This window comes from Micromonospora sp. C97 (assembly GCF_018070385.1).
In the GTDB taxonomy this organism is placed as follows: Bacteria; Actinomycetota; Actinomycetes; order Mycobacteriales; family Micromonosporaceae; genus Micromonospora; species Micromonospora parva.
The window spans coordinates 61,206-84,564 of record NZ_JAGPXU010000005.1 but is presented as its reverse complement, the minus strand read 5'-3'; the positions used below and the strand labels follow the sequence as shown (position 1 = coordinate 84,564).

Sequence of the window (23,359 nt, the reverse complement as noted above, 5' to 3'; positions counted from 1 at the left end):
TTGCCCACCAGAACAGTCCTCGTCGGCTCCGCCAGCGGGCTGCACGCCCGCCCGGCGGCGCTGTTCGTCGCCGAGGCGGCGAAGCAGCCGGTGCTGGTCACCATCCGCACCGGCGACAAGAAGCCCGTGCCGGCCCGCAGCATGCTCGGCGTGCTGTCGCTCGGCGCCAAGAAGGGCACCGAGGTCACGCTGGAGGCCGACGGCGACGGCGCGCAGGCCGCCGTCGACACCCTGGCCGACTTCCTCGAACGTGATCTGGACGCCGTCGATGCGTGAACTTCGGGGAATCGGGGCCAGCCCCGGTGGTGCGGCGGGGCCGGTCTACCGGCTGGCCCCGCCGCCGGCCCTGCCGCCGTCGGCGGAGACCGTTGATCCCGCTGCCGAGAAGGCGGCCGTGCGGGAAGCCGTCCTCGTCGTCGCCGCCGACCTGACCCGTCGCGCTGACACCGCAGTGGACGCGACCGCCGCCGAGGTCCTGCGCGCCCAGGTCATGATGGCGCAGGACGAGACACTGATCGACGCGGCCGACATCGCGATCGACGGCGGCGCGGACGCGCCGCACGCGCTCACCGACGTGCTCGCCGGGCACCGGGCCGCCTTCGAAGCCGCGGGCGGGTACCTCGCCGAGCGGGTCAGCGACCTCGACGACCTGCGGGACCGCCTCGTCGCGGCGTGTCTCGGGCAGCCGATGCCGGGCGTGCCGGACCCCGGCCACCCGTACCTGCTCATCGCCAGCGACCTGGCGCCCGCCGACACCGCCGGTCTCGAACCGGACCTGGTGCTGGGCCTGGTCACGGCCGAGGGCGGGCCGACCAGCCACACCGCGATCCTGGCCCGGACCCTCGGCATCCCGGCCGTGGTCCGCTGCGCGGGCATCCTGGACGTGGCCGACGGCGCGTTGGCCAGTCTCGACGGCGCGAGCGGCGTCGTGGTGGCCGGCGTCTCCGCCGAGACGGTACGCACCGTCAACGCGGACCGGCTCGCGGAGATCGAACGCCGCGCCCGCTCCCAGGGCCCCGGGCGGACCAGGGACAGCCACCCCGTCGCGCTACTGGCCAACATCGGCTCGGCCCGCGACCTCACCGGCGAGGTGGAAGGCGTCGGCCTGTTCCGCACCGAGCTGCTCTACCTCGACCGCAGCGACCCGCCGTCGCACGAAGAGCAGGTCGCCGCGTACCGCGACGTCTTCGCCGCGTTGCCGGGCCGCAAGGTCGTCGTGCGTACCCTCGACGCCGGGGCCGACAAGCCGCTGCCGTTCCTGCGTCTGGCCGACGAACCCAACCCCGCGCTGGGTGTCCGCGGTCTGCGGGTCGCACGGCAGACACCTACCGTGCTCACCACGCAGCTGGCCGCGATCTCGGTGGCGGCCGCGGCGACGGACGCCGACGTGTGGGTGATGGCGCCGATGGTCGCCACCGCGGCGGAGGCGGCCGCGTTCACCGAGTCCTGCCGCGAGTACGGCCTGCCGACCGCCGGCGTGATGATCGAGGTGCCGGCCGCTGCCCTGCGCGCCGGCCAGGTGCTGCGCCACGTGGATTTCCTCAGCGTCGGCACCAACGACCTCAGCCAGTACACGTTCGCCGCTGACCGCATGTGCGGCGACCTCGCCGACCTGCTCGACCCGTGGCAGCCCGCGCTGATCGCCCTCCTCGCCACCTGCGCGGCGGCCGGCGTCGAGGCGGGCAAGCCAGTTGGCGTGTGTGGAGAGTCCGCAGCGGACCCCGATTTCGCTCTGGTGCTGGCAGGCCTGGGCATCACCAGCCTGTCCATGGCTCCCCGCAGCATCCCGGCGGTGCGCGAGTCCCTGGCCGCGCACACCCTGGACGAGTGCCGCCAGATCGCCGAGGCGGCCCTTGCCGCCCCCAGCCCGGAGGCAGCCCGGGCGGCGGTGGCGGTGCTCCGCTCCAGCTCCGGGTGGGCGACGGGTGCACCTGACGAGGACATCCGGATCCGCGGCTGACAAGGCGTGGCCGTTATCTGGGACGCCCTAGCGTCATCAACGGTAGGGCAATGAGTCTCGGACACATTGTTTCCCCACGAAGCGTGATGTCTCCTCGCGTTTCGAGCGATCCCCGTCCCATTGGGCGGGGATTTGCTGTTGTGGCGAGGATGCCCTCCGCAGAGGTGAGCGGGTAGATAGCGGGAAGGACACCAACCCGGACCGTCGGACGGCTGACGTAGGTGGTCGTTGTTCGCCGATGTTGGCCGCCTACTGCTGCTCAAGATGGGACGCTGGCACGTGGATTGGGCAGCGAGCCGGGGGAGGGTGGCATCGGGATCACGGTGAACGGCCTCTGATGCGTACCGCTTTGATCGTAGTAGCGGCGCTGGTGGCGGCGGTGGTCGTGGACCTGGTCTCCGGCGTGCTGGTTCGCCGGGTAGACCGTGGCCGTTACCGGTGGTTGTTGGAGCCGTTGCGGCATACCTGCCGGCGGCCGGCGGCGGCGGTACTGCTGGTGGGGGCGCTGTACTACGCGTTGCCGTTGGAACCGGTCGGGTGGCAGCGTCATCTGCGGCACGCCGTCCTGGTGGCCCTGGTTCTGTCCGGGGCTTGGTTGGTGATCAGGGCGCTGCACGTCGCCGAGGCCGTCGCGTTCAACCGGCTGCCGGGTGACGCGGTCGCCAGCCGGCGGGTCCGGCGGGCTCGGACGCAGATCCGTCCCGTGCGGCGGCTCACCGTCGCCGTGGTCACGATCGTCGCCATCGGCCTGATACTGATCACCTTTCGGCCGGTACGCCTCTTCGGTGTCTCCGTGTTGACGTCGGCGGGGGTCGTCGGGGCATTGATCGGCCTGTCTGCCCGTACCGCGCTTGGCAACGCTTTCGCCGGTGTCCAGGTCGCCTTCGCCGACGGGCTGCATGTCGGCGACGTGCTGGTGGTGGACGGTGAGTGGGGCCGAGTCGAGGAGGTGAAGCTGACCAACGTGGTGATCCGGCTCTGGGACGAGCGGATGCTCATCCTGCCAACGACGTACTTCACTGAGCGGCCGTTCCAGAACTGGACCCGAAACGAGTCCCGGGTAATCGGCAAGATCCAGATTCATGTCGACCACACCGCCGACCTGGACGACCTGCGCCGGGAGACGCGTCGGCTGGTCGAGTCCTCATCGCTGTGGGATCGCGACCAGTGGGTGCTCCAAATGGTCGATTCCACGCCGCAGACGGTGGTCATCCAGGTGCAGGCTTCGGCCGCCGACGGCGCGAGCGCCTGGGACCTGCGCTGCGACCTGCGCGAGGGGCTGATCTGCTACCTGCGCAACCACCATCCGCAGTGGCTGCCCCGCACCCGTAGTCAGTATCAGCCCTGAACATTGCTTGAGGACTCGCGTCCGGCTACCACGGAGCGACGCCCGCTCACGTCGCGCTGGCCTGCGTGCTGAGGCAGGACATGGTTGCGGCCACTCCCCGATCGTCCAGCCCGGAACACACCCGCGAGAACGGATGCACGCGACCTGCGCCTGACTGCTCAGCTCGCGCCGCTGGACCGCTCCCTGCCCTTCTCGTCCCGCCAGCCGCCGGGTTGGGGATGGTAGCCGTAGGCGGCAGCCCGGACTGTTTCCTCGTTCTCCAGCCCTGAGCCAATCGCACCGCCAACAGTGGCCAGTGAGCTGGTGATCCAGGCGAGCCTCAGATAATCGCTGGCATTCACCTGCCGCTGCAGAATCTGCTCGAACACGGTTGTGTCGATCAGCAGCGCCCCGACGAGCACCGTTCCCACGAACAGCACCACGTAGGACACCGCCGTGGCCAGACTGAGAGTGAGGATCGTACCCAGGTTGAACAGCCGTGCCAGCTCAGCCGGCGTCTCGCGGCTCGGCTTCTCCCACAGGTCGTGCGCAACGATCAACCAGGCCACCAACGCGCTCAACCCGAGCACCATGATCACAGCGAGCCGGAGTCCGCCGAGGGCATCGCCCATCTGCCAGATGGTGTCCGTGGTGAGCGCGAACGCGGCCGTGCCGAACGCGCCGACCAACAGCTTGGACAGGCCCAACAGTGCCCGTCCCGGACGGTTGGCGCGAACCATGCCGGTCAACAGGCGCGCCCGGCCGATCAGCCCCGAGGCGAGGTAGCGCCGCTCACCAGCGTCGGCCCCGTCGATCACGCGACGGACGGCGGGAAGGTGCCGTGTCGTCTCGGCTGGTGCCCTGTCGGCCGGCGGCACCCGGTGGTCCGAGGCGTCGGCCAGCAGCTGGTTCACCAGATCCGGGACGGCTGTGCGGACCGAGCGCATTTGCCGCAGTCCCAGCGCGGGCAGGGAAATCATCCCAACTTGGCGTCGGCCGGAGGTCTGCGCGACCAGGGGCGCCCGCCCGACATGCAGTGGCAGGTCGGTCAGGCAGATGGCGACGTCCCACCGATCGTCCGTACGCCGCCTAGCAAGATCGTCAAGCAGCGCCTCCGCGCCGCCATCGCGACGCGGCGCCACCTCCCCCCAGCCTTGCCGGACGGTCCACCGCACGTCCGCGCTCACCCGCTCGGTGAGCCCGCTGACCAACTCCGCAGTGAGCCTCCCGGCCACCCGGGCCGGCTGGTCCGGTGGGGTTGCCACCAGTCCCACGACTATTTCCGGGCGATGCCGTTCGCTGTGGGTCACCGCTGCTCCTCACCGGTAGCCGGGCACAGCCGGCGACGGCGGAAACCGGGGGCGTCACGCGCCGTCGCGACAGCTCCGGTGCCGCTCGACATGCTGGTAGAGCCAGGTCGCGGAGGGGAACGTCTCGACCGTCGTACAGCGCCAACGCGACGCCTGCGTCGAACCGGTGGCCCGCCCAGGCAGCCTAAGAGACCACCGCGAAGGATGTAGCTGATTCGCCGGCCTTAGGCCTTTTCGACGGCGGACTACCACAAGACCATCAAGAAGACGACCGGCCGCAGGTCGGCAGGAAACCGCAGACATGCTCCCCGCCGACCTTCCCTCCGGACGCTACTCGTCGTTCACGGTGAACGCTCGAAGCCCGAGGTCTGGTGCCAGCGCTTCGGCAAGCCAGGTAACACGGTGATCACCAGCGGCCAGGCCGGCGCGAGCGACCATGCACCAGTCGTCGCGATCGAGCAGGGAAAGGTAGCCGCTCAGTACGCGCTCGCGTCCGCCCTCGGGCCAAGCTATTCGGTCCGCCGCTGGGTGATGTAAATGCTCAGCCAGTTGCGCGGCGATGACGAAACGCTCTACCGACGGCTCTAGGCGGCCGGCGTGTTCGCAGTGGGCCTCTAGAACTGCGGAGGCGGGCGGGTAGTGCTCGAGCGTGATGCCCGTGCCGCCGCTGTCAGCCATGATGGTCAGCAGCAGGCCAGTGTGATCGACCAACTCACTGTCAGGATTCGCCGCGGTGATCGCCTCTTGCAGATGCGCCGTAGTGGCGACCAATCCGGCGAAGTAACGGTTGAGGTAGTCGCCATCACAGGCGCGTCGAAGCATCCACGGCCGCGCTGCGGTGCTGCCGATCGTGCACAGGGACTCCACGACATAGACCCGTCCCCAGCCCGTGACCCGCTCGGCCAGCCACAGCAATGCGTCCGAGCCACCGCACCACGACCGCCGTTCGAGCGCACGGGCAGCCAGTGGGCCGAAGCGGCCCGACAGCAATCCGATCGTTTTGATCAACTCGATGTCGTCGTCATCCCAGAGGGTGGTCAGCAACGCCAGACCAACAGTCGCAGCGCAGCGATCGGTCGCGTGCTGGACAAGCCATCGACCGGTCGCTCGAACACGTTCGGCGTCCACCCGACAGGCCGCAGCCATGATGTGTTCATTGGGATGGATCGGAACATCGATGTCATGGAACGCCCCGGCAAGGTCGCCCGGAACGGCGGACCGATCGGCGAAGTGCGCGTCCAAAACGGCGGCGACATCAGCACCGCTGCGGCGCCGATCCTCCGGCTCTCGAGGACGGGACTTCCGACCTCGGTGCTGCCTGTCATCTGGATACGGCTCACCGCCACGGAAAAGAGGCGCGTCTGGATCCTCGCGATGGATCCGCATCGCGTGATCAAATAACGACAAGTGGGGTCCGAGCAGGCCTGGCTCGGGTGTCACGCTCACCGGCGGACGGAGGACTCGATTCTTTCGATCATGCCCGGATCATGCCAGGCACTTCGACCGACCGGCAATCCCGCGCCGGACTGGTTGACCTCCCGGCCCCGTGCAAAGAAGAAGCATGTCCACAGAAGCCCGGTAGCAGCTGCGGCTGGACTCCCAGGCCCCGGCCCACTCAGCTGCATCCGCCCCTGCCTGCGGCTACACGTTCTCCCAGCCTGCCGACCTGCGCACTCGCTTGGCGGAAGTCGGCAATGAACGCTGACCCGGCCCGGACCGGGGTGCGCGGGCGGCGCCGGTGCCCGTCCCGGCTCAGCCCCGCCGGCCGGGAAAGTCGACGGTGAACGGCGAGGTGCCCACCCGGATGGAGCTGGGGTTTGCCGGCGGCGCCCAGTTGCAGCTTGAACAGCATGTCGGCGAGTTCCGTACCGGACTGCCGCTCAACGGTCCGTCGCAGGCGGACCAACGAACGCGAACAGAACTGGGTTCGCCTACTGCCGTTGGAGCATTAATCCTGCCCTCAGGTTGATCGGGGAGGATGAGCGCAAAAGCATCAACTGGAGGGGGCGGGCTGGCGTGCAGATCATGATCGCCGATGACGAGGCGGCCATCCGTGAGTCGCTGGAGCGGGTGCTCCAGGTCGAGGGTTACGGCACCAGCACCGCCGCCAACGGTCTCGCCGTGCTCGACGGGGTCGGCGCAGACGCGCCGGATCTGCTGATCCTCGACGTGATGATGCCCCGCCTCGGCGGGTTGGAGACCTGCCGGCGGTTGCGGGCGGCGGGTAGGGATCTGCCGGTTCTGATGCTGACCGCTCGGGATCAGGTCTCCGACCGGGTCGCGGGGCTGGACGCGGGCGCCGACGACTACCTACCCAAGCCGTTCGCCACCGAGGAGTTGCTGGCCCGGGTGAGGGCTCTGCTGCGCCGCCACGCGCCGGGCGACGACGAGTCGCAGATCCTGTCGTTCGCCGACGTCCGGCTCGATCCCGACAGGTTCGAGGCGTGGCGAGGTGGGCGACCGCTGTATCTGACCCGAACCGAGTTCTCCCTGCTACAGGTCCTCGTGCGCAACGCGACCCGGGTGTTGACCCGCGACGCGCTGTTCGAGGCGATCTGGGGCTTCGACATGAGCACCACCGCCAACAACCTTCAGGTGTACGTGAGCTACCTGCGCCGCAAGATGGAGGCCGCGGGTGAGCCGCGATTGATTTACACGCTGCGCGGCTTGGGGTACACGCTGCGGGAGACTCCTCCGTGAGCAGGTCCGCCGGTTGGGTACCGCGTCGGCTGACCCGATGGTGGCGCCAGCGGTCCCTGCGAACCAGGCTGACGGTGATCGCCGCCACGGCCATCGCGGTCAGCGTGTTCCTGGCTTTTCAGGTGGCCAGCGAACTGCTGGACTCGGAGCTACGGGACAACGCCGAGAATCAGCTACGCGCGGACTCCCGCGTCCTGGCGACGACAGTGGAGCGCACCGGTCTGGCGCAGGTCCAGCTACCGCCGTATCCCGGATCCGGTCGGCTGGTGCGGGTCATCCTGCCCGATGGTTCGACCCGGACGCCGGCCGGCCAACCGGCGCTGCCGCCCGTCAGCGGGCACGCGTGGCGCGTGGCGCAGGGCGCGTCGGCCGACCTGATGGAGTCGAACGACAGCGACGACGACGGCTACCTCATCTACACGCTGCGGGTGGGCGACGGCGCGGTCCAGGTGGCCCGCAACAGCGACGACAGCCCGGTCAACCAGTTCGGGTTGGGCATGCTGCTGATCGGTCTGCTCTGCGTGGCCGGGGGCGCCCTTGTCGGGCGGACCGTGGCGCGGACCGGGCTGGCACCGATCGACCGGCTGACTGCCGCCGCGGTTCGTGTCGCGCAGACCCGGGACATCGACGCCGATATCCCGGACGAGGGCGGCGGGGAGATCCGGCGGCTGATCCAGTCGATCAACGACATGCTCGCCGCGCTCCGGGACTCCCGGCGGGCCCAGCGGCTACTCGCCGAGGACGCCGCCCACGAACTCAAGACCCCGCTCACCAGCCTGCGCCTCAACGTTGAGCTGCTGATCCGGCTCGATCGACGCGGCACGCTGGACAGCGCACTGCCGGCGGACAGCCGGACCCGACTGCTCAACGATCTCGGTGCCCAGGTGGCCGAGTTGAGCACCCTTGCCGCCGAGCTGACCGACCTGGCGCGCGGCGACGTCAGCGACGAGAGCACCGAGCTGCTCGATGTCGCCGACGTGGTGGTGGCCGCCGCGACCCGGGCTCGTTCCCGCGTACCCGACATCGAGGTCGCGCTCGACGTGACCACCGTGTGGGTGAGCGGGCGTCCCGCTGCGCTCCAGCGGGCGGTGCTCAACCTCATCGACAACGCCAGCAAGTGGTCTCCCGCTGAACAGCCGGTCCAGGTCCGGCTCCGTGCCGAGGGCGCGTCGGCGGTCCTCGAGGTCGACGACGCCGGGCCGGGCATCGACGCCGCCGACGTACCGCGGGTGTTCGACCGGTTCTACCGTGCCGAGAGCGCCCGGGCGCTGCCGGGATCGGGTCTGGGGCTGTCGATCGTGCAGCGGGTCGTCGACGCCCACGCCGGCCAGGTCATCGTCACCCGGTCCGCACGCGGTGGCGCGCTCCTGCGGATCATCCTTCCGGCCGCAGCCCCGCCCGCTCGGCTCACGCAGCTCACCGCAGGGGCGGACACGGTGACGGCCGCCGGTCCATGACAAAGATCCGGGACGGGCAGAAGCCCGCCCCGGATCTCGACTGTGCCGCCGCGCTCACCGTTGCGGCGCGGTTCCCTCCACGAGCGGCCGTTGATCGGCCGGCAGCTCCACCGGTCGGGACAACCGGCTCGGCCACCACATCCGCCGGCCGATCAGCAGCGTGAGGGCGGGCACCAGGACCGACCGCACCAGTAAGGCGTCGAGCAGCACGCCGAAGGCGACCAGGAACCCGACCTCGATCAGCATCACCAGCGGAAGTGAGGCGAGGACCGCGAACGTGGCCGCTAGGACCAACCCCGCCGAGGTGATGACGCCACCGGTGGCGGCGAGGGCTTTGAGCATGCCCTCTCCGGTGCCGAGACGCACAGTCTCCTCCCGAGCCCGGCTGGTCAGGAAAATGTTGTAGTCGATGCCGAGCGCCACCAGGAACAGGAACGCCAGCAGCGGCACCGAATAGTCGACGCCCTTGAACCCGAGGATCGTGTCGAAGACGAACACGCTGCCGCCGAAGGCTGCGGCGAATGAGACGATCACGGTCGCCATCAGGACCAGCGGGGCCACGATCGCTCGGAGCAGTAGCCCGAGGACGATCAGGACGACGATGAGCACCAGCGGGATCACCAGCTTCTCGTCGCGGGTGGTGGTGACCTCGGTGTCGAGGTTTTCCGCGCTCGGCCCGCCGACGATCGCCTCCGCCCCGTTCACCGCGTGCACGGCGGTACGCACCCGCTTGATCGTGTCGTACTCCGCGGCGGTGTCCGGCGCGTCGGTTGGGAACACGGAGATGTCGGCCCACCCTCCGCTGGTCTGCCCCGGGACGGCCAAGGCCACACCGCGAGTGCCCTGGACGACGTCGAGCACCCGCTCCTGGTACGCCGGCCGTGTGAAAATCGTCATCGGCTGGCCGCCGAGCTCCGGGAAGTGCTGGCGGAGGACGCTGAAGCCGGTGACCGACTCCGGCGCGGACAGGAACTGGTCCTGCTCCCGGAGGGCGCCGGTATTGCCCGCCAGCCCGATGGCGAGCACGCCGAGGACTCCGAGCGAGCCTAGCGTCGCCACCCACCGTCGGCGGCTGATGGCGGTGCCGAGCCGTCCCCACAGCCCCGGCTTCTCCTGGACGGCCGTGTCGAACCGCGGGATGGCCGGCCAGAAGATCCGCCTGCCGAGCACCACGAGCACCGCCGGGAACAGCGTCAGCATGGCCACCAGCGCGCACAGGATGCCGGCCGCGCCGATCGGGCCCAACCCGCTGGTGCTGTTCAGGTCGGCGACGAGCAGGCAGAGCAGGCCAGCGATCACGGTGGCCGCGGACGCGACGATGGCCGGCGCCGCGCCGCGTAGCGCGTGGACCATCGCGACCCGGACGTTCTCGTGGTGGTGCAGCGTCTCCCGGTACCGGGCGATGAGCAACAGCGCGTAGTCCGTGCCGACGCCGAATACCAGGATCGTCAGCAGCGCCGAGTTCTGGTCGTTGATCACGATGCCGAAGCCCTTGACGAGCAGGTAGACGGTCGCCATCGCGGTCAGTGCGGCCGCGCCCACAGCCATGAGCGGGATGAGCCATAACACCGGGCTGCGGTAGGTGAGAATCAGCAGGAGCGTGACGACGACGACGGTGGTGAGGAAGACCTGCAGGTCGATGCCGTCAAAGACGGCGTCCATGTCGCCGTCGACCGCGGCGGGTCCGGTCACGTCGAGTTCCAGGCCGGCGGGGCGGTCCTTCGCAGCCTCACGCAATGGGCCGACGATGGTCTCGGGTGCGCCGTAGGTCGTGCTCACGTCGAGGGTGAACATCATCGCCTTGCCGTCGGTGGAGGTTTTCGTCGCTGAGTCCTCGTCGTCCTCGCCGCCCGCCGCCGTCGCCTTCGGCGGGTACCGCTTGGCAAGGGTGTCGTGGTGACGCTCGACCGACGCGCGGTCGGCGTCGGTCATGCCGCCGGCTCGGTGGTACACGAAGACGAACGTGTTGTCCTCACCGCCGGGGAGGCTGTCCTCCAGCACGGCCACCTTGGTGGACTCGGCGCTGGCCGGCAGGGTGTCCACGGCTCTGTCGGTGGTTACCGAGCTCAACTTCCCGCTCAGCGGCACCATGACCGCCGCCAGCGCCACCCACAACCCGATCACCAACCATGGCACCCACCGGCCTGCCAAGCGACCGGCCGGTGCTTCCCCGGGCGGTGCTGCATTGACTGCCATCACTAGTTTCCTCCATACGGGTCACATCGCTTATCTGATGCCGACTTCGTACCGAGCGAATCTGAGACGACCGTTAATGCGCCGGTCAGGCCGAATGGCCGAGCCAGATGCCGAGCGCACGCACCAGCGTGGCGGGGTCCAGATCCTGCGCGGTGGGCAAGGCCCGGGCGACGCAGCCGTCGGGCCGGAAAAGCTAGGCGTCGACGTCGATCCGGTCCGTGCGGGTGGCGACGGTATTGACCGTCCGGTCCACGCGGCCGCGGCGTCGCGGACATCTGCGCGGTCGGCGAGGCCGAGCAGAAGCACACGACCCTCACGCGGCAGGTCCGCGGACCGGATCACGTGCACAGGATCCGAATCGGCAGGTCGTCGTCTCTCACTCCTGCCCGAGATCATGCCGGCAGTGGAGATCGGTTGCCGGCTCGGCCGTACGCACTGGGGTCGGGGCCTGGCCACCGAGGCGGCCCAGGCGGTCGTCGCGCGCACTCGTGCCGAGCTCGACCTCGGGCGGCTGGTCAGCATTCACGTCGTCGGCAACGAGGCGTCCGCTCGGGTGATGGTCAAGCTGGGCATGTCGTTGGATCGCGAGACTGTGCAGCCGGGCACCGGCCGCCGGGTCCGGGTGTACGCGATGGACCTGTAGCGCGGCGTCGAGGCATGAGCCTGGCGGTCAGCGTTGGCCGGGCCGACGTGCGAAGCGCGTCACGATTGGCGAAGCGCGTGAGCGATCTCCTGCCGCAGCAGTGCGGCCTCGTCGTCGCTGTCGCACAGCAGCAGCACCGTGAACTCTGGCCGACCGACCGGAAACGCCCAGTGCCGCACGGCCTGCGACAGGATCCGGAACAGCGTGTTCCGGTCGTCAGCGCTGCTCGACAGCATCCGGGACACGTTGTCGACGACGATCAGGTACCCGTCCGCGGGCAGCCAGTTCAGATCACGAAGACAGTCGGACAACGCGTCCCAGTTCCAACCGAAGTAACCGGGGAAGAGCAGCGCGTCGGAGAACTCGTAGAAGGCGAGGTCCGCGTCCGCCATCCTCGTTCCGTCAAGTCGGGCGACGACGAACCTGCCCGTTGCGGGTAACACCGCCGCCAGCTCGACCAGGGCAGTGCGTGAGCAGACCACGAGGTGATCGGCGGAGTCGTTCCGCCCGCTGCTCGTCATTCAGCCCAAGCTACGCGACGGCGTTCGATGAGGCTCCGGCATGCCGGTCACGCCGACATCCTGTGGGAGCTGATCGACGGTTCCACCGGTCGACAGGGGCCCGCAGCTCCCGGGGCGATCGCGAGTCGATCGCCCCGGGGTGTCGTTCGGCGGTTTGCGGCGTACCCCTAGACCGGGGTTGCGGGAATGAGCTCGACGACGCTGCCGGTGGCGCGGGACTGCTCCGCCGCCCACACGACCCGGTGTGAGGAGATGCTCTCCTCGGGTCCGGAGGTGACCAGTGAGCGGTCACCGGTGGTGACCGCCGCGATGAACGCCTCGATGAGTGCCGCGTCGGCGCCGCCGTGCCCGTCGGCGGCCGAGGCGTCGCCGTCGGGATCCAGGTCGATGGTCTCGACGGTGTCGGTGAGGAAGTCGTGGACCCGCAGGGTGCGACCGTCGCCCTCGATGCTGCCGAGCGTGCCGAAGATTCGAGTCTTGCGGAAGTCGAGCGCCGTGAAGGCCGTCATCGTGAAAGCGACGGTGCTGCCGCCCTCATATTCGAGGTTGACCACCTGGTGGTCGACGACGTCGTTGCGACCTGTGTAGACGCAGACGCCGTACGGGCCGTCCTCCAGGGCTTTGCGGACGCCGTCCGCGCTGACATCGTCGGTGAGCACGCCCAGCGGCCATGCCTCGTGGACGGGGTCACCGAGGAACCGTTCGTAGATCCGGATCGCGGAGTAGGCACAGGATCGTTCGACCGGGCAGTCGACGCAGCGTTCGGTCGCTCCAGCCGGACGGTTCTCCGGCCGGAAGTGGGCGAGGCCGCCGAAGGAGGAGACCCGGCGGACCGGCCGGCCGATGAGGTGGCCGAGCCAGTCGATGTCGTGGCAGGACTTGGCGAGCAGCATCGAGGAGGATTCGGCCTCCACCGCCCAGTTGCCGCGCACGTAGCTGTGGGCGTGGTGCCACCAGCCGACAGGTTCCAGGTGGTCGATGCTGACGATCGCACCGATCCGCCCGGCGTCGATCAGCCGCTTGAGCGTCTGGGAGTAGGGCGTGTACCGGAGTACGTGACAAACGGCGAGGAGGACGTCGTTGTCGACGGCTGCGGCGACGATGCGTTCCGCCTGCTCGGGCAGCGGCGCCATCGGCTTCTCCAGCAGGATCGCGTAGCCGCGCTCGGCGAAGGCCACCACCGGCTCGACGTGCGCGCGATCGGGGGTCGCGACGATCACCGCGTCGGCGAGCCGGGGCTGTGCGGCGAGGTCTTCCCACGAGGCGAACCGGCGCTCGGCGGGTACGTCGAACTCGTCGGCCAGGGTGATGCGGCGGGCGGGGTCGGGATCGGCGACAGCCGCGATCGTGGCGTTTGCGGTGGCCACGGCGAGCCGCGCGTAGGCGGCGCCTCGCGCTCCGGCACCGACGATCGCCAGTGTGATGGACATCAGGTGTCTCCTATTTGATGGCGCCGGAAAGGATGCCTTTGACGAAGTGGCGCTGGAAGAAGAGGTAGAGGATGACCACTGGCACGATGACGATGATCGTTCCGGCGCTGAGCAGCGGGATGTTGCGGCCGTAGGCCTGGATGAACTTGCCGAGCCCGGACGGCGCCGTCCGCATCGCCGGGTCCTGGATCAGGATCAGCGCGAGCAGGAACTGGTTCCACGCCCACATGAAGTAGAGAAGGCCGAGGGTGGTGAGCGCCGGCCGGGCGGTGGGCAGCAGGACCTGGCGCAGGATCTGCCTGCTGGTCGCGCCGTCCATCTCGGCGGCCTCGGTGAGTTCTGGCGGCAGCGACTCGAAGTGGCTCCGCATCCAGAACACCCCGAACGGCATGAACGCCCCGATGAGCGGCAGGATGACCGCCCAGTAGGTGTTGAGGAGTCCGATCGACTTGAGGTCGTAGTAGAGCGGGATGACGATCGACTCGTACGGCAGGGCCAGACCCAGCATGAGCAACGCGAAGATCGGCCCCCGGACGGCTAGCCGCATCATCGCCAGCCCGTATCCGGCGAGCGTCGCGAGCACCAGCGCGAGGGGTACGACGCCGAGCGCGATGATCAGGCTGGACCGCATGAGGTCAGCGAAGCCGCCGGTCGACCAGGCGTCGACGTAGTTGTGCCACTGGGGGTCCGACGGCCAGGCGAGGCCCGGGCTGAGATTGTCCTGTGGTTGCAGGGACGCGGCGAGGATCGCGTAGAAGGGGACGAGCACCGAGGCGGTGGCGGCCAGCAGCGACAACCGGGTCATCGACCGGATCATGTCTTCTCCCGGGTGAGGCGGTTGAGGGCGAACATGACCGCGCAGGTCAGCAGGGACAGGACGACGGCGAGCGCACAGGCGGTGCCGACCTGCCCCGCGGTGAAGTCAGCCGGTAGATGGCGACACCGGGCACCAGTGTCGACTCACCGGGGCCGCCGGCGGTCATCACGTAGACGACGTCGAAGCTGGCCAGGGCGGCGATCACGGTGACGGTCGCGGCCACCGACATCTCCCGGCGCAGACCCGGCACTGTGACGTGCCAGAACTCGTGGATCGCGCCGGCGCCGTCGAGCCGGGCGGCTTCGTACAGAGCCGGATCGATCTTGCCGATTCCGGAGTACAGCAGCAGGAAGCAGAGCCCGGTCGAGACCCAGGTCCCGACGACTCCGACCGCGGGGTAGGCCCAGGTGAAGTCACCCAGCCAGGCGCGGGTGAAGTCGGACAGGCCGACCGCGCGCAGCAGCGCGTTGAACGGTCCGTCGTCGTCGAAGAAAAGCTTCCAGACGCTGCCGACCGCGACCAGCGGAAGGATCTGCGGCAGGAATATCACGGTACGGACGAAGGGCATGCCCTTCCAGGGCACGTTCGCGACGAGCGCCGCCAGCACCAGGCCGAAGCAGATCGGGATGACCGAGTAGAAGAGGATCAGCCCGAAGGCGTGGACCAGGGAGAGCCGTAGCGCCGGGTCGGCGAGGATCTCCCGGTAGTTGTCGAGCCCGGCCCAGGTGGCGACGCCGATCCCGTTCCAGTCCCAGAACGAGATCCAGAGGCTGTGCAGCCAGGGCGCGATCACGAAGGCCGCGTAGAAGAGCAGCGCCGGTGCGGTGTAGAGCAGCGGTACGAGTCGTGCCCGCGACCGCCGGGCCCGCACCGGCGTCGCGGGGGCGACGACGGTGCGGTCCCGGACGGCCACGCGATTCGCGAGGCTGTCAGCCATGCGTCTTGGCCCAGTCGGACTGGACGGCCCGGATGAACGTGGCCGGGTCGACCTTGCCGGCGATCAGCTTCTGAGTCTCGGCGACCAGCGTGTCGTTCATGGTCGCTGTGGCGTTGTTGTTGAACCCGATGAGCCCGTCATCGGCGTTGACCTTGTTCCAGGCGGCGATCAGGTCGGCGGAGATGGTGCCGGGCTCAGCGGTCACCGTCGAGGTGTCCGAGGGCAGGAAACCTTGCGCGAACGAGGCCTTGGCAGCCTCCGGGCCGCGCAGGAAGTCCAGGAAGGCGGCGGCGGCCTGCGCGTTCTTCGACTTCCGCGAGATCCCGTACGCGACCGAGGTACCGATCGCGGTGGCCTTGGGGCCGGGGAACGGCACGAAGCCGGCATCGCCCTTCAGTGCGTCGCCGATCTTCTTCGAGTCCCAGGAACCGTCCACGAAGAAGACGCCGTCGCCCTTGGTGAACTTGTCCACCGCACCCTGCAGGTCGATGCCATTGGCGTCCTTGGAGTAGTAGCCCTTCGTGCCCCAGTCGGTGATGCTCTGGGCGCCCTTGGTGTTCCCGGCGGTGTCGAAGGTGGATTTACCCTCGCCGAAGACCCACTTGGCGTACGCGGCCGGGCCGTCCGTGGACTGACCGATGAGCTGGATCGGGAAGGAGGCGTGGCCCTCCTTGTTGCCGAGTTGCAGTGGGGTCTCACCGCCGGCCTTGGCCTTGGCCAGCGCGGCCTCCAGGTCCTCCAGTGAGGCCGGAGCGGCGTCGATGCCGAGCTTCTTCAACGTGGCCTTGTTGTAGTAGAGACCGACCTGGGAGAAGGACGCGGGTGCCGCGTACAGGTCGCCCGACCCGAGGGTGGTGCCGTCCTTGGCGACCCGCCACTGGTTGAGCTGCCCGGCCGGGTACGCCGACTCCCAGCCGTACGCCTTGGCGTAGGGCTGGAGGTTGAGGATCAGTTGGTCCTTGACCGTGGTGCCCACCGCATTGAGCAGCACGATGTCGGGCGAAGTGTCACTGGACAACGCGAGGTTGAGTGACTTGTTGTAGTCGTCGTACGTGGTGTCGACGTAATTGATCTTGACGTTGGGGTGCTTCGCCTGGAACGCCGGGATGATGTCCTTCATGGCGGCGCCCGACTCGGGGGTGGCGATCAGGTTGAGTTCCACAGGTCCGGCCGGCACACCGGTCTGGACCGCCGCGTTGGCGTCGGCGGCCGGCTCACCGTCCGACGAACTGCCCGGCGCGCACGCTCCGAGCGCGAGGAGCACGGCGGCCGCGCTGAGCGCACTCTTCGCTGATGTCATCGATTTCATGGGGGTCTCCCTGGGCAGGAGTAGTTTCGAAGGAAACTTGCGTTCGCTATAGTGAGCCGTCGACGAACGCACGTCAAGGGGCAGCGAATGACCGTGGGAGATGCTCTTCCAGGCGGGGACCAGAGCGCCTTACGGCACCTGAACACGCGTCGTGTGCTGCGGCTACTCTACGAAGGGCCGTCGCTGACCATCAGCGGTGTCGCCCGCGAGACCGGGCTGTCCCGCCCCACCGTGCAGGGCATCCTGACCTCACTGGTGGAGTCTCGACTCCTCGTCCTGGACGGATTCGACAACGCCCCGACCGGGGGGCGACCCGCGCAGCGGTACCGCTTCGCCGCGGACGCGGGCATCGTGGCCGGCCTCGACATCGGGGCGCACGCGGTGTCGGTGCGGATCGCCGACCTCGCCGGCGCGCAGGTGGCGGCCGCTCGGACCGCCATCGACCCGGCTCTGGACCCGGCCGGGCGCATCGACGCCGCTGTCAGTCTGCTGCGACGGACGATGCCGGCCGGCACGCCGCGGTTGTGGGCGGCCTGCGCCGGTTCCCCAGGCATCATCGCCGACGGTGTCGTGCGGCTGAGCGTGGCCATTCCGGACTGGACCGGCACGGCGCTGGCCAAGGAACTCACCGCCCGTCTGGAGTGCCCGGTGAGCGCCGTCAAGGACGCCAACCTCGCGGTCCTCGCCGAGCACCGCGTCGGTGCCGCCCAGGGGGTCGACCACGTCCTGTACGTGCATGCGGGGCACCGCCTCGGCGTCGGCGTCCTGGTGGACGGCAGGCCGTTCGGCGGCGGCCGGGGGGCTGCCGGAGAGATCGGCCGGCACCCCGGCCTGGGCTGGGAGGCGGCACCCCGCAAGCTGCTCTCCGACGCGGGGGTCGCTCCCGGCATGAACTCCCGCGAGTGGGTCTTCGCGCAGGCCAGGCGGGGGGACAAGCGCGCGGTCGAGGCCGTCGACGACTACGCGCGAGCACTCGCCGAGGGAGTGGGCGCCATGGTTCTCGCCATGGACCCGCAGTTGGTCGTGGTGGGCGGGGGCGTCGCGCGTGCCGGCGAGACGGTGATGGAGCCGGTGCGGCGCCACCTCGCCGAGATCCTGTACGAGTTGCCAGGCCTGGCGATCTCCGCGCTGGGAGACGACGCGGTGGCCATCGGCGCGGTCGAAACCGCCCGGGACGCGGTCCGCGCGGAGCTCTTCACTGACGGCTCTTGACAGCGGTAGCGCTCAACGGCATATTCCGAAAGAATTTTTCTTTCGTTACCCCCCCCGGGAGTGCCCTCATGGCGCATCGCTTTCGAAGAGTTCTAGCCGCAGCCAGCTCGATGATCCTCGGCGTCACCCTCGCCGGCATCGTCACCGCCCCGCCGGCGCAGGCCGACGACACCCCGCCCAGCCCGCTCGCCAAGCCGGGCTACACGTTCGACTTCTCCGAAGAGTTCGACGTCAGCACCCTCGACACGAACCGCTGGCTGCCCTACTACCTGCCGCACTGGACTTCCCCCGCCAACCGCGAGCTGGGTGCCAAGGCGCGCTACACGATCGCCGACGGCGTGCTCACCCAGCGGCTCGACGCCGACACCCCGGCGTGGAACCCGCAGTACGACGGCACGGTCAAGATCTCCTCGATCCAGACCTACAACAAGGACTACTGGCACAAGTTCAACAGCTCGATGCCGTTGAACCACCACGAGCCCGACTTCAACGGCTACACGTTCCAGTACGGCTACGTCGAGCTGCGCGCCAAGAAGTCGAACGTCGGCGGCGGCGGCCACCAGGCCCTCTGGCTGGTCGGCACCGGGGACACCTCCAGCGCCTCGCGCAACCCCGAGGTCGACATGGTCGAGACGTTCTTCAACGAGCCGAACAACTGGCGGATCGCCGCCCACGGCTGGGGCGACCCGAACTTCCTGTCCAGCTCGTACGCGTCGATCGCCCCCGTCCCCAGCGGGTCACCCACCACCGAGTTCCACACGTACGGCATGGAGTGGACGCCCACCGACATCAAGTTCTACTACGACGGCCAGCTCTACCGGACGATCAACGACGCCCCCAACATGCCGATGGGGCTGATCATGGGCATCTACACCGATGCCGGCTCCGGTCGGCACAACGACGTCTGGCCCAAGACCTGGAGCGTTGACTACCTGCGCGTCTACAAGAAGGACGGCGGCTACCCGGTGTCCTATCAGCGGTTGAAGAACCGGCAGACCGGCCAGTACGTCAAGGACGACGGCAGCGGCACCGCCAGGTACGTCGCCGCTTCCGGCACCGACCAGTCCGCCCAGTGGGCAGTCGAGAACGTCGACGGTTACGTCCGGCTCAAGAACCGTGCCACCGGCAACTACCTGCACGTGGAGAACCAGACCGGCAACGTGCAGACCGGTGCGGTACCCGGCACCTACTGGTCGGCGCAGTGGGCCCAGGAGCCCGTCGACGGCCGCCTGCGCCTGAAGAACCGTTGGAAGGGCACCTACGCCCATACCGAAAACATGACCGGCAGCATCCAGTACGGCGCCGCGCCCGCCAACTGGTGGACCAGTCAGTGGAATCTCGAACCCGTCTCCTGACGAACCGTAACCCAACCGTCCGTCAGTGGGATCGACGAGGGCCGCACATCAGCCTCGCCCACTGTCAGGTCTCGTAGTTCACAGGCCGCCTCCAGGGTGTTGGAGGCGGCCTGTCGGCTGCCTGAGTGGTCTCGTCGGGTGATGGTTGGCGGCGAATGACGAGCAGGGCGATGTCGTCGTCCGGTGCTCCTCGGCGGTGGTGGCCATGACGTGGTCGCACAACGCGTCGGCCGGCCCGGACCGTACGCCGTCGGCGACGCGCTCGATGTCGGTGTCGATCAGTTCGTTGCGGCGTTGGACCGGTCCGTCGGTGTAGAGGACGAGCGCCGCGCCCGGAGGTGGGTCCAGGGGGAGCAGGGTGGGATCAGCGGGATGCCCTGAACGGCCGTGAATCTACGCCCAAGCGTAGCTGGGCTCCGTTCGGGAGACCTGCGTTGTTGAGGCGAGCACCTGGGTAAGGGCTATGCCCAGGGTGGGATGTATCGGCCGATGTAGTCGCGGGCGCGGGGGCGCGGGTCATGCCAGTACTGGTCCGGCGTGCGGTGGTGGTGCTTCTGGCAGAACTCAGCGAGACCTTCTGTGATCTTGAGGCGCTCCAGGGGTTGGCCTTCGAAGTCTGCGTTGACCGCCAGCAGCTGCGGTTCGGGATTCCAGCCTGAATGGTCGAACGCCCAACCGTCCCAGGCCGCATAGGTGTGGAAGACCTGTGGCTGACCCGGGAGGCGCACGGCCACTATCTCAATAGTTCTGTCCGAATAGGATTCCCGGCAGACCCAGGCGAGGATGTGACAGGCACCGGCAGCGAAGAAGGCCTGGTCCGTTCGGTCCCATGCGACTCGCTGGTCTGACCGCTCAATCGGCGTCCGACGAAACGCTCCCGCTGCTGTGGCTGCCACAGCCCGGACGGTAGTGGATGAGCTGGCACATCCGATCACGCTGCCCGTGGCGAGAGGCCGGCCCTCTCAAGATGGCCGGCCTCCACGCGTCACGCCGCCGCTCGGCTCATCGCGGCACTGGCCAGCCCGTTCAACGTGGTCAGGTCGGCCGTCCCCAGGTACGAGTCCGACATCATGACCACCACCACGTAGTGGCCGACTGCCGCGGCGACATAGCCGACGTAGCGGTCGCCCTCGTCGTAGGTGCCGAGGAACAGCACCGTGTCCGGCCCAAGGTGGTCCTCGGCGATCGGGTCGAAGCCCTCGTCGTCGCCGCCCACCCCGCACCGGGCGAGCTGCGCCTTCAGTTCGGTGATGTATGCGTGTGCCCCGTCGCCGCGGTACCGGGCGACGTTCTCGTAGATCCGAAATCGGGTACCGAGATCGGCCGCCTCAGTGCGGGACACGACCGGCTGCGGCACCGGCGTGTCCGCGCACGGCTGGGGTAGCAGCGGCCACACCAGCCCGTCCTCCACCGGCCCCGGCGCGGCCCCGCCGAGATCGTCCGGCTGCAACATGACCCGGTCAGGGATCCCCCGCTGCTGTGCCCCCGCCGGCCCGTTCGCCGCCACCAGCCCCAGGATCACGGCCGTCATCACAATCAGTGTCCTTCGCATGCGAGCCATCCTTCCCATCGCTGCCAACCGATGGATGAGTAGAACTACCTAGCCATCCCTAGGGCCACGTACTCCCTCCGGAATGGAAATTCGGTGCCGTGCCGCAGCAGTTCGTCGGTCTGACGTTGCACCGGGGTGACGGTCGACGGCTTCAGTGCGAGCCTGGTTCAGGGGGAGCAGGGTGGGAGCAGCGGGATGCTCTGTGTCGACTGGTGGGGTAGTGCGACGTCCGCACATGCCAGTGGGCCGATGATCGCTCCGGCGCTCTTCGTAAGGATCGTCGGGTTGTGAAGCGAATTAAGTGTGTGGGCGGCTTCAGCTTCCGTTGATGCGCGCGGCTGCGGCCTGACGCACGTTTGCTTCCTCGATAGGGTCGTCGCGTAGCGTGAGCAGCCAGCGCCGCGTCTGGTCGGTGAGTGGGGTGTGCTGAGCGGCTAACAGCCGGACGTCCGGCTCACAGTCGAGGAGATAAGACGGCAGCACCGTAGTTGTCTTGTCCGGATCGAGAAGCAGCAGGCTATGCAGGTAGCTGCGTCGCTCGTAACTGTGTGGCGATGCGATGGTCAGTCGGCGCAGCCGGCGGATCACTGTTGTCCGCAGGTCGGCCTGGGAGGCTGATGGGGAACTGGTGAGGATCCGGGCCAGGCCTTCGGTGAGTCGGTCGTGGCCGCACCATTCGTCGGTGAGCCGGTCGAGTGCGGCGAGGATCGACGGGATGTCCTGCTCCTCGCCGTGCTCGGCGAGGAGGTGTGCGGCCGCGTCGAACAGCGGGTGTTCGGGGTCGGCAGCCCAGCCTCGCGCAGCCGGGAGGACCTGCGGGCCGAGGACACGGAGCGCACCGAACAGTCCGGCTTGCCGTTCGGCGGCCAACTGCTCGACCGCGTCGAGCAATTCCGGTACGGGCCGTGCTCTGCGACGGATCTGGTGCAGTGCGGTCACCTTCACGGCCCGGCCGGTGTCCGGGGCCTGGAGGAGCGCGATCAGTTCGGCCTCACTGGTGGTCGAGAGGTCGACCCGGCGACCTTGAGCGTCCTTTCGGCTGCGCTGCGCGGCGTTCAACACGCTGTCGATCTTCGGATCCCGACCCCGCCAGCGCAGCCATGGCTCAGAGGTCGGCAGTATCTCGGCCACATCTTCGGGCCTGATACGCGTGGCTGCGGTCTCCCACAGGTCGTCCCACCACTCCGTCGGCCAACTGGAGGCCAGCGTTGTCATTGCATCGATCCAGCGGACGCCGTCACGGACGTATCCGCGCAGCGTTTCGTGCGCCTGCGTGTTTCCTTTGCGGGCGAGCGCCTCCAAGATGCCAACAGCAAGGTTGAACTGATTGTCGTCATCGGTCGGGTCCGTGTGGGGCCAGGGGCGGTACGGGCCGCAGGCGCGAAGCTGCGCGACCAGTGGGGCTGGGTCGAGGCGCAGGTCGTGTAGCAGCCGAGCCAGGTACGTGTAGCGGTCGTCGACCTGCCAGTCCCACCGGTTGTCGCGAGTGGTACAGGTGTAAACCATGTGCCCGTGATCCGGACGGCCCTGCAGCCAGGCCACTGCGGAACCCTGGCCGCGCTGCAGCGCGCCCAGCCCGGTGCGGTACGGCGCGTAGTGCCACTCGTGCGAGCAGCCGTCGTTTTCACAGCCCATCGCGAGACAGAATGAACCCGCGGGTTCCCCCGCCTCAATGAATTTGTTGCGATAGCAGGGTGAGCAGCACAGCTCCCACCGTGGGGGCCACGTCAGCACACCGGCCGCTGGCGGCGCTGAATAAGATCGTGCCCGTCGTCAGCCCAGTCCCGACGCGTTGCGAGACCGTCAGCGGTGCGACGGGAGACGGGGGCAGCGTAGGAGCCCGTCGTGTGATCTGATCCCTGCCGATGACGACACCGGATACCGACGCCACCGTTCCCGACGCCGCCACGGCTACCCCGCCCCAGGTGCGTCGCATGATCGTGCTCATGCTGGCCAACCTGGCCCTGAGCGCCCTGCTCGCCGGTCTGATGCTGGTGTTCCAGGAACATCTGCTGGACTACCAGCTCGCCCACCTCGATGTGCCAGCCGGCACTGACCTGGTTACCGCTCGGGAGGAACTGCGCTCCTCGGTGTGGTCGCACGTGTTGCCCGTGGCGCTGGTCGCACTCGCTTACCTGGTGGTGATGGGCGGGCTCCGGTCGGGCCGGCGCAAGGCGTACCGGCAGGTGATCTTCATTTCGATGATCGTGCTGCTCGGCACTGGCCTGACCCTGTTTCAGCCGTTCCCCTGGTGGGTGCGAGCGGTCAACGTCGCGAAGGCGCTCGTGGTGGTCGCGCTGCTCTTCCTGGCCACCCGCCCCGAGGTCCGCAGTTGGTTTCGCCGCGACCAGCCACCCAGAGTTGGTTGATCGAGTGGTGTGGAAGGTGCAGCGATTCCGGCCTTCCGGCGAACTGCGGCGGATGTGGCGATGACGGTTGACTGGAGTCGGCTCGGGCATGCGTACGGCCCGGCTGTTGACACCCCGGGCCACCTGGCCGCGCTGGAGTTCGGTGACGCCGAGGCCCGGGAGGCCGCGCTGAGCCACGTCGACATGGCGGTGCTGCATTGGGGTTTCTCCCGGAGACGGCTGCGGCGCCGGCAGTTCGGGCCGTGACCGCGCTGCTCGCCGAGG

The 23,359-nt window shown here is 68.7% G+C and carries 22 protein-coding genes; 11 read left to right on the top strand and 11 right to left on the bottom strand.

Translation table 11 applies throughout. The annotated features are described in order from the left end of the window. The 3 genes from KBX26_RS10090 to KBX26_RS10080 all read left to right on the top strand — a co-directional run bounded on the left by KBX26_RS10090 (window position 1) and on the right by KBX26_RS10080 (window position 3,308). Window positions 1–276 carry an HPr family phosphocarrier protein gene (locus KBX26_RS10090; RefSeq protein ID WP_210865267.1) on the top strand — a complete coding sequence of 92 codons (276 nt, stop codon included), beginning with the start codon at window positions 1–3 and terminating at the stop codon, window positions 274–276. Next, window positions 269–1,960: a phosphoenolpyruvate--protein phosphotransferase gene (ptsP, locus tag KBX26_RS10085; protein WP_210865266.1), complete on the top strand. Its 1,692-nt coding sequence runs from the start codon at window positions 269–271 to the stop codon at window positions 1,958–1,960. Before KBX26_RS10090 ends, ptsP begins: the two co-directional genes overlap by 8 nt. Before the next feature lie 337 nt (window positions 1,961–2,297). Continuing rightward, window positions 2,298–3,308 (top strand): mechanosensitive ion channel family protein, encoded by a 1,011-nt coding sequence (locus KBX26_RS10080; protein WP_210865265.1) that lies wholly within the window; start codon window positions 2,298–2,300, stop codon window positions 3,306–3,308. 158 nt (window positions 3,309–3,466) lie between these two features. On the opposite strand, the gene KBX26_RS10075 is transcribed toward KBX26_RS10080, so the two are convergent. Then, window positions 3,467–4,597: a hypothetical protein gene (locus KBX26_RS10075; protein ID WP_210865264.1), complete on the bottom strand. Its 1,131-nt coding sequence runs from the start codon at window positions 4,595–4,597 to the stop codon at window positions 3,467–3,469. A gap of 330 nt (window positions 4,598–4,927) precedes the next feature. Next, window positions 4,928–5,641: a hypothetical protein gene (locus KBX26_RS10070; RefSeq protein ID WP_210859973.1), complete on the bottom strand. Its 714-nt coding sequence runs from the start codon at window positions 5,639–5,641 to the stop codon at window positions 4,928–4,930. A gap of 36 nt (window positions 5,642–5,677) precedes the next feature. Here KBX26_RS10070 and KBX26_RS10065 point away from each other — a divergent pair, with 36 nt between their 5' ends. The 3 genes from KBX26_RS10065 (at window position 5,678) to KBX26_RS10055 (ending at window position 8,754) form a co-directional block, all read left to right on the top strand. Further along, window positions 5,678–5,998, top strand: a complete 321-nt coding sequence (locus tag KBX26_RS10065) for a hypothetical protein (RefSeq protein ID WP_209444480.1) — start codon at window positions 5,678–5,680, stop codon at window positions 5,996–5,998. A gap of 624 nt (window positions 5,999–6,622) precedes the next feature. Further along, on the top strand, window positions 6,623–7,297 hold the full coding sequence (locus KBX26_RS10060) for a response regulator transcription factor (RefSeq protein WP_209444479.1): 675 nt from the start codon (window positions 6,623–6,625) through the stop codon (window positions 7,295–7,297). 74 nt (window positions 7,298–7,371) lie between these two features. After that, window positions 7,372–8,754: a HAMP domain-containing sensor histidine kinase gene (locus KBX26_RS10055; RefSeq protein WP_307857786.1), complete on the top strand. Its 1,383-nt coding sequence runs from the start codon at window positions 7,372–7,374 to the stop codon at window positions 8,752–8,754. Window positions 8,755–8,808: 54 nt separating this feature from the next. Here KBX26_RS10055 and KBX26_RS10050 read toward each other — a convergent pair whose 3' ends face one another. Further along, window positions 8,809–10,890 carry an MMPL family transporter gene (locus tag KBX26_RS10050; protein ID WP_307857785.1) on the bottom strand — a complete coding sequence of 694 codons (2,082 nt, stop codon included), beginning with the start codon at window positions 10,888–10,890 and terminating at the stop codon, window positions 8,809–8,811. A 463-nt stretch (window positions 10,891–11,353) separates the two neighbouring features. On the opposite strand from KBX26_RS10050, the gene KBX26_RS10045 reads away from it, so the two are divergent. Beyond that, entirely contained in the window at window positions 11,354–11,593 is a 240-nt protein-coding gene (locus tag KBX26_RS10045) for a GNAT family N-acetyltransferase (RefSeq protein WP_307857784.1), read from the top strand. A 59-nt stretch (window positions 11,594–11,652) separates the two neighbouring features. On the opposite strand, the gene KBX26_RS10040 is transcribed toward KBX26_RS10045, so the two are convergent. The 5 genes from KBX26_RS10040 to KBX26_RS10020 all read right to left on the bottom strand — a co-directional run bounded on the left by KBX26_RS10040 (window position 11,653) and on the right by KBX26_RS10020 (window position 16,607). Then, a complete protein-coding gene (locus KBX26_RS10040; protein WP_210865261.1) occupies window positions 11,653–12,114 on the bottom strand; it encodes a barstar family protein in 462 nt (153 codons plus the stop codon). A gap of 167 nt (window positions 12,115–12,281) precedes the next feature. Further along, window positions 12,282–13,544, bottom strand: a complete 1,263-nt coding sequence (locus KBX26_RS10035; protein WP_036410748.1) for a Gfo/Idh/MocA family protein — start codon at window positions 13,542–13,544, stop codon at window positions 12,282–12,284. A gap of 10 nt (window positions 13,545–13,554) precedes the next feature. After that, window positions 13,555–14,349, bottom strand: coding sequence for a carbohydrate ABC transporter permease (locus KBX26_RS10030; RefSeq protein WP_247680440.1), 795 nt, complete (start codon window positions 14,347–14,349; stop codon window positions 13,555–13,557). A 58-nt stretch (window positions 14,350–14,407) separates the two neighbouring features. Further along, window positions 14,408–15,298, bottom strand: coding sequence for a carbohydrate ABC transporter permease (locus tag KBX26_RS10025; protein ID WP_247680439.1), 891 nt, complete (start codon window positions 15,296–15,298; stop codon window positions 14,408–14,410). Then, window positions 15,291–16,607 carry an ABC transporter substrate-binding protein gene (locus KBX26_RS10020; protein ID WP_210865259.1) on the bottom strand — a complete coding sequence of 439 codons (1,317 nt, stop codon included), beginning with the start codon at window positions 16,605–16,607 and terminating at the stop codon, window positions 15,291–15,293. Before KBX26_RS10020 ends, KBX26_RS10025 begins: the two co-directional genes overlap by 8 nt. Window positions 16,608–16,760: 153 nt before the next feature. Here KBX26_RS10020 and KBX26_RS10015 point away from each other — a divergent pair, with 153 nt between their 5' ends. Further along, window positions 16,761–17,819 (top strand): ROK family transcriptional regulator, encoded by a 1,059-nt coding sequence (locus KBX26_RS10015; RefSeq protein WP_210865258.1) that lies wholly within the window; start codon window positions 16,761–16,763, stop codon window positions 17,817–17,819. Between the two features lie 68 nt (window positions 17,820–17,887). Continuing rightward, window positions 17,888–19,174, top strand: a complete 1,287-nt coding sequence (locus KBX26_RS10010; RefSeq protein WP_210865257.1) for a family 16 glycosylhydrolase — start codon at window positions 17,888–17,890, stop codon at window positions 19,172–19,174. Window positions 19,175–19,635: 461 nt separating this feature from the next. On the opposite strand, the gene KBX26_RS32215 is transcribed toward KBX26_RS10010, so the two are convergent. The 3 genes from KBX26_RS32215 to KBX26_RS09990 all read right to left on the bottom strand — a co-directional run bounded on the left by KBX26_RS32215 (window position 19,636) and on the right by KBX26_RS09990 (window position 22,361). Beyond that, a complete protein-coding gene (locus tag KBX26_RS32215) occupies window positions 19,636–19,908 on the bottom strand; it encodes a hypothetical protein (RefSeq protein WP_247680438.1) in 273 nt (90 codons plus the stop codon). A gap of 251 nt (window positions 19,909–20,159) precedes the next feature. Further along, complete coding sequence (locus tag KBX26_RS09995; protein ID WP_210865255.1) at window positions 20,160–20,705, bottom strand: hypothetical protein; 546 nt, start codon at window positions 20,703–20,705, stop codon at window positions 20,160–20,162. 336 nt (window positions 20,706–21,041) lie between these two features. Continuing rightward, window positions 21,042–22,361 carry a hypothetical protein gene (locus KBX26_RS09990; RefSeq protein ID WP_210865254.1) on the bottom strand — a complete coding sequence of 440 codons (1,320 nt, stop codon included), beginning with the start codon at window positions 22,359–22,361 and terminating at the stop codon, window positions 21,042–21,044. A 230-nt stretch (window positions 22,362–22,591) separates the two neighbouring features. On the opposite strand from KBX26_RS09990, the gene KBX26_RS09985 reads away from it, so the two are divergent. Together KBX26_RS09985 and KBX26_RS09980 are read left to right on the top strand one after the other, a co-directional pair. Continuing rightward, the gene (locus KBX26_RS09985) at window positions 22,592–23,095 is read left to right on the top strand and encodes a hypothetical protein (RefSeq protein ID WP_210865253.1); all 504 of its coding nucleotides are present in this window, start codon (window positions 22,592–22,594) and stop codon (window positions 23,093–23,095) included. Between the two features lie 60 nt (window positions 23,096–23,155). Then, entirely contained in the window at window positions 23,156–23,341 is a 186-nt protein-coding gene (locus KBX26_RS09980; protein ID WP_247680437.1) for a hypothetical protein, read from the top strand. Window positions 23,342–23,359: the final 18 nt, after the last annotated feature.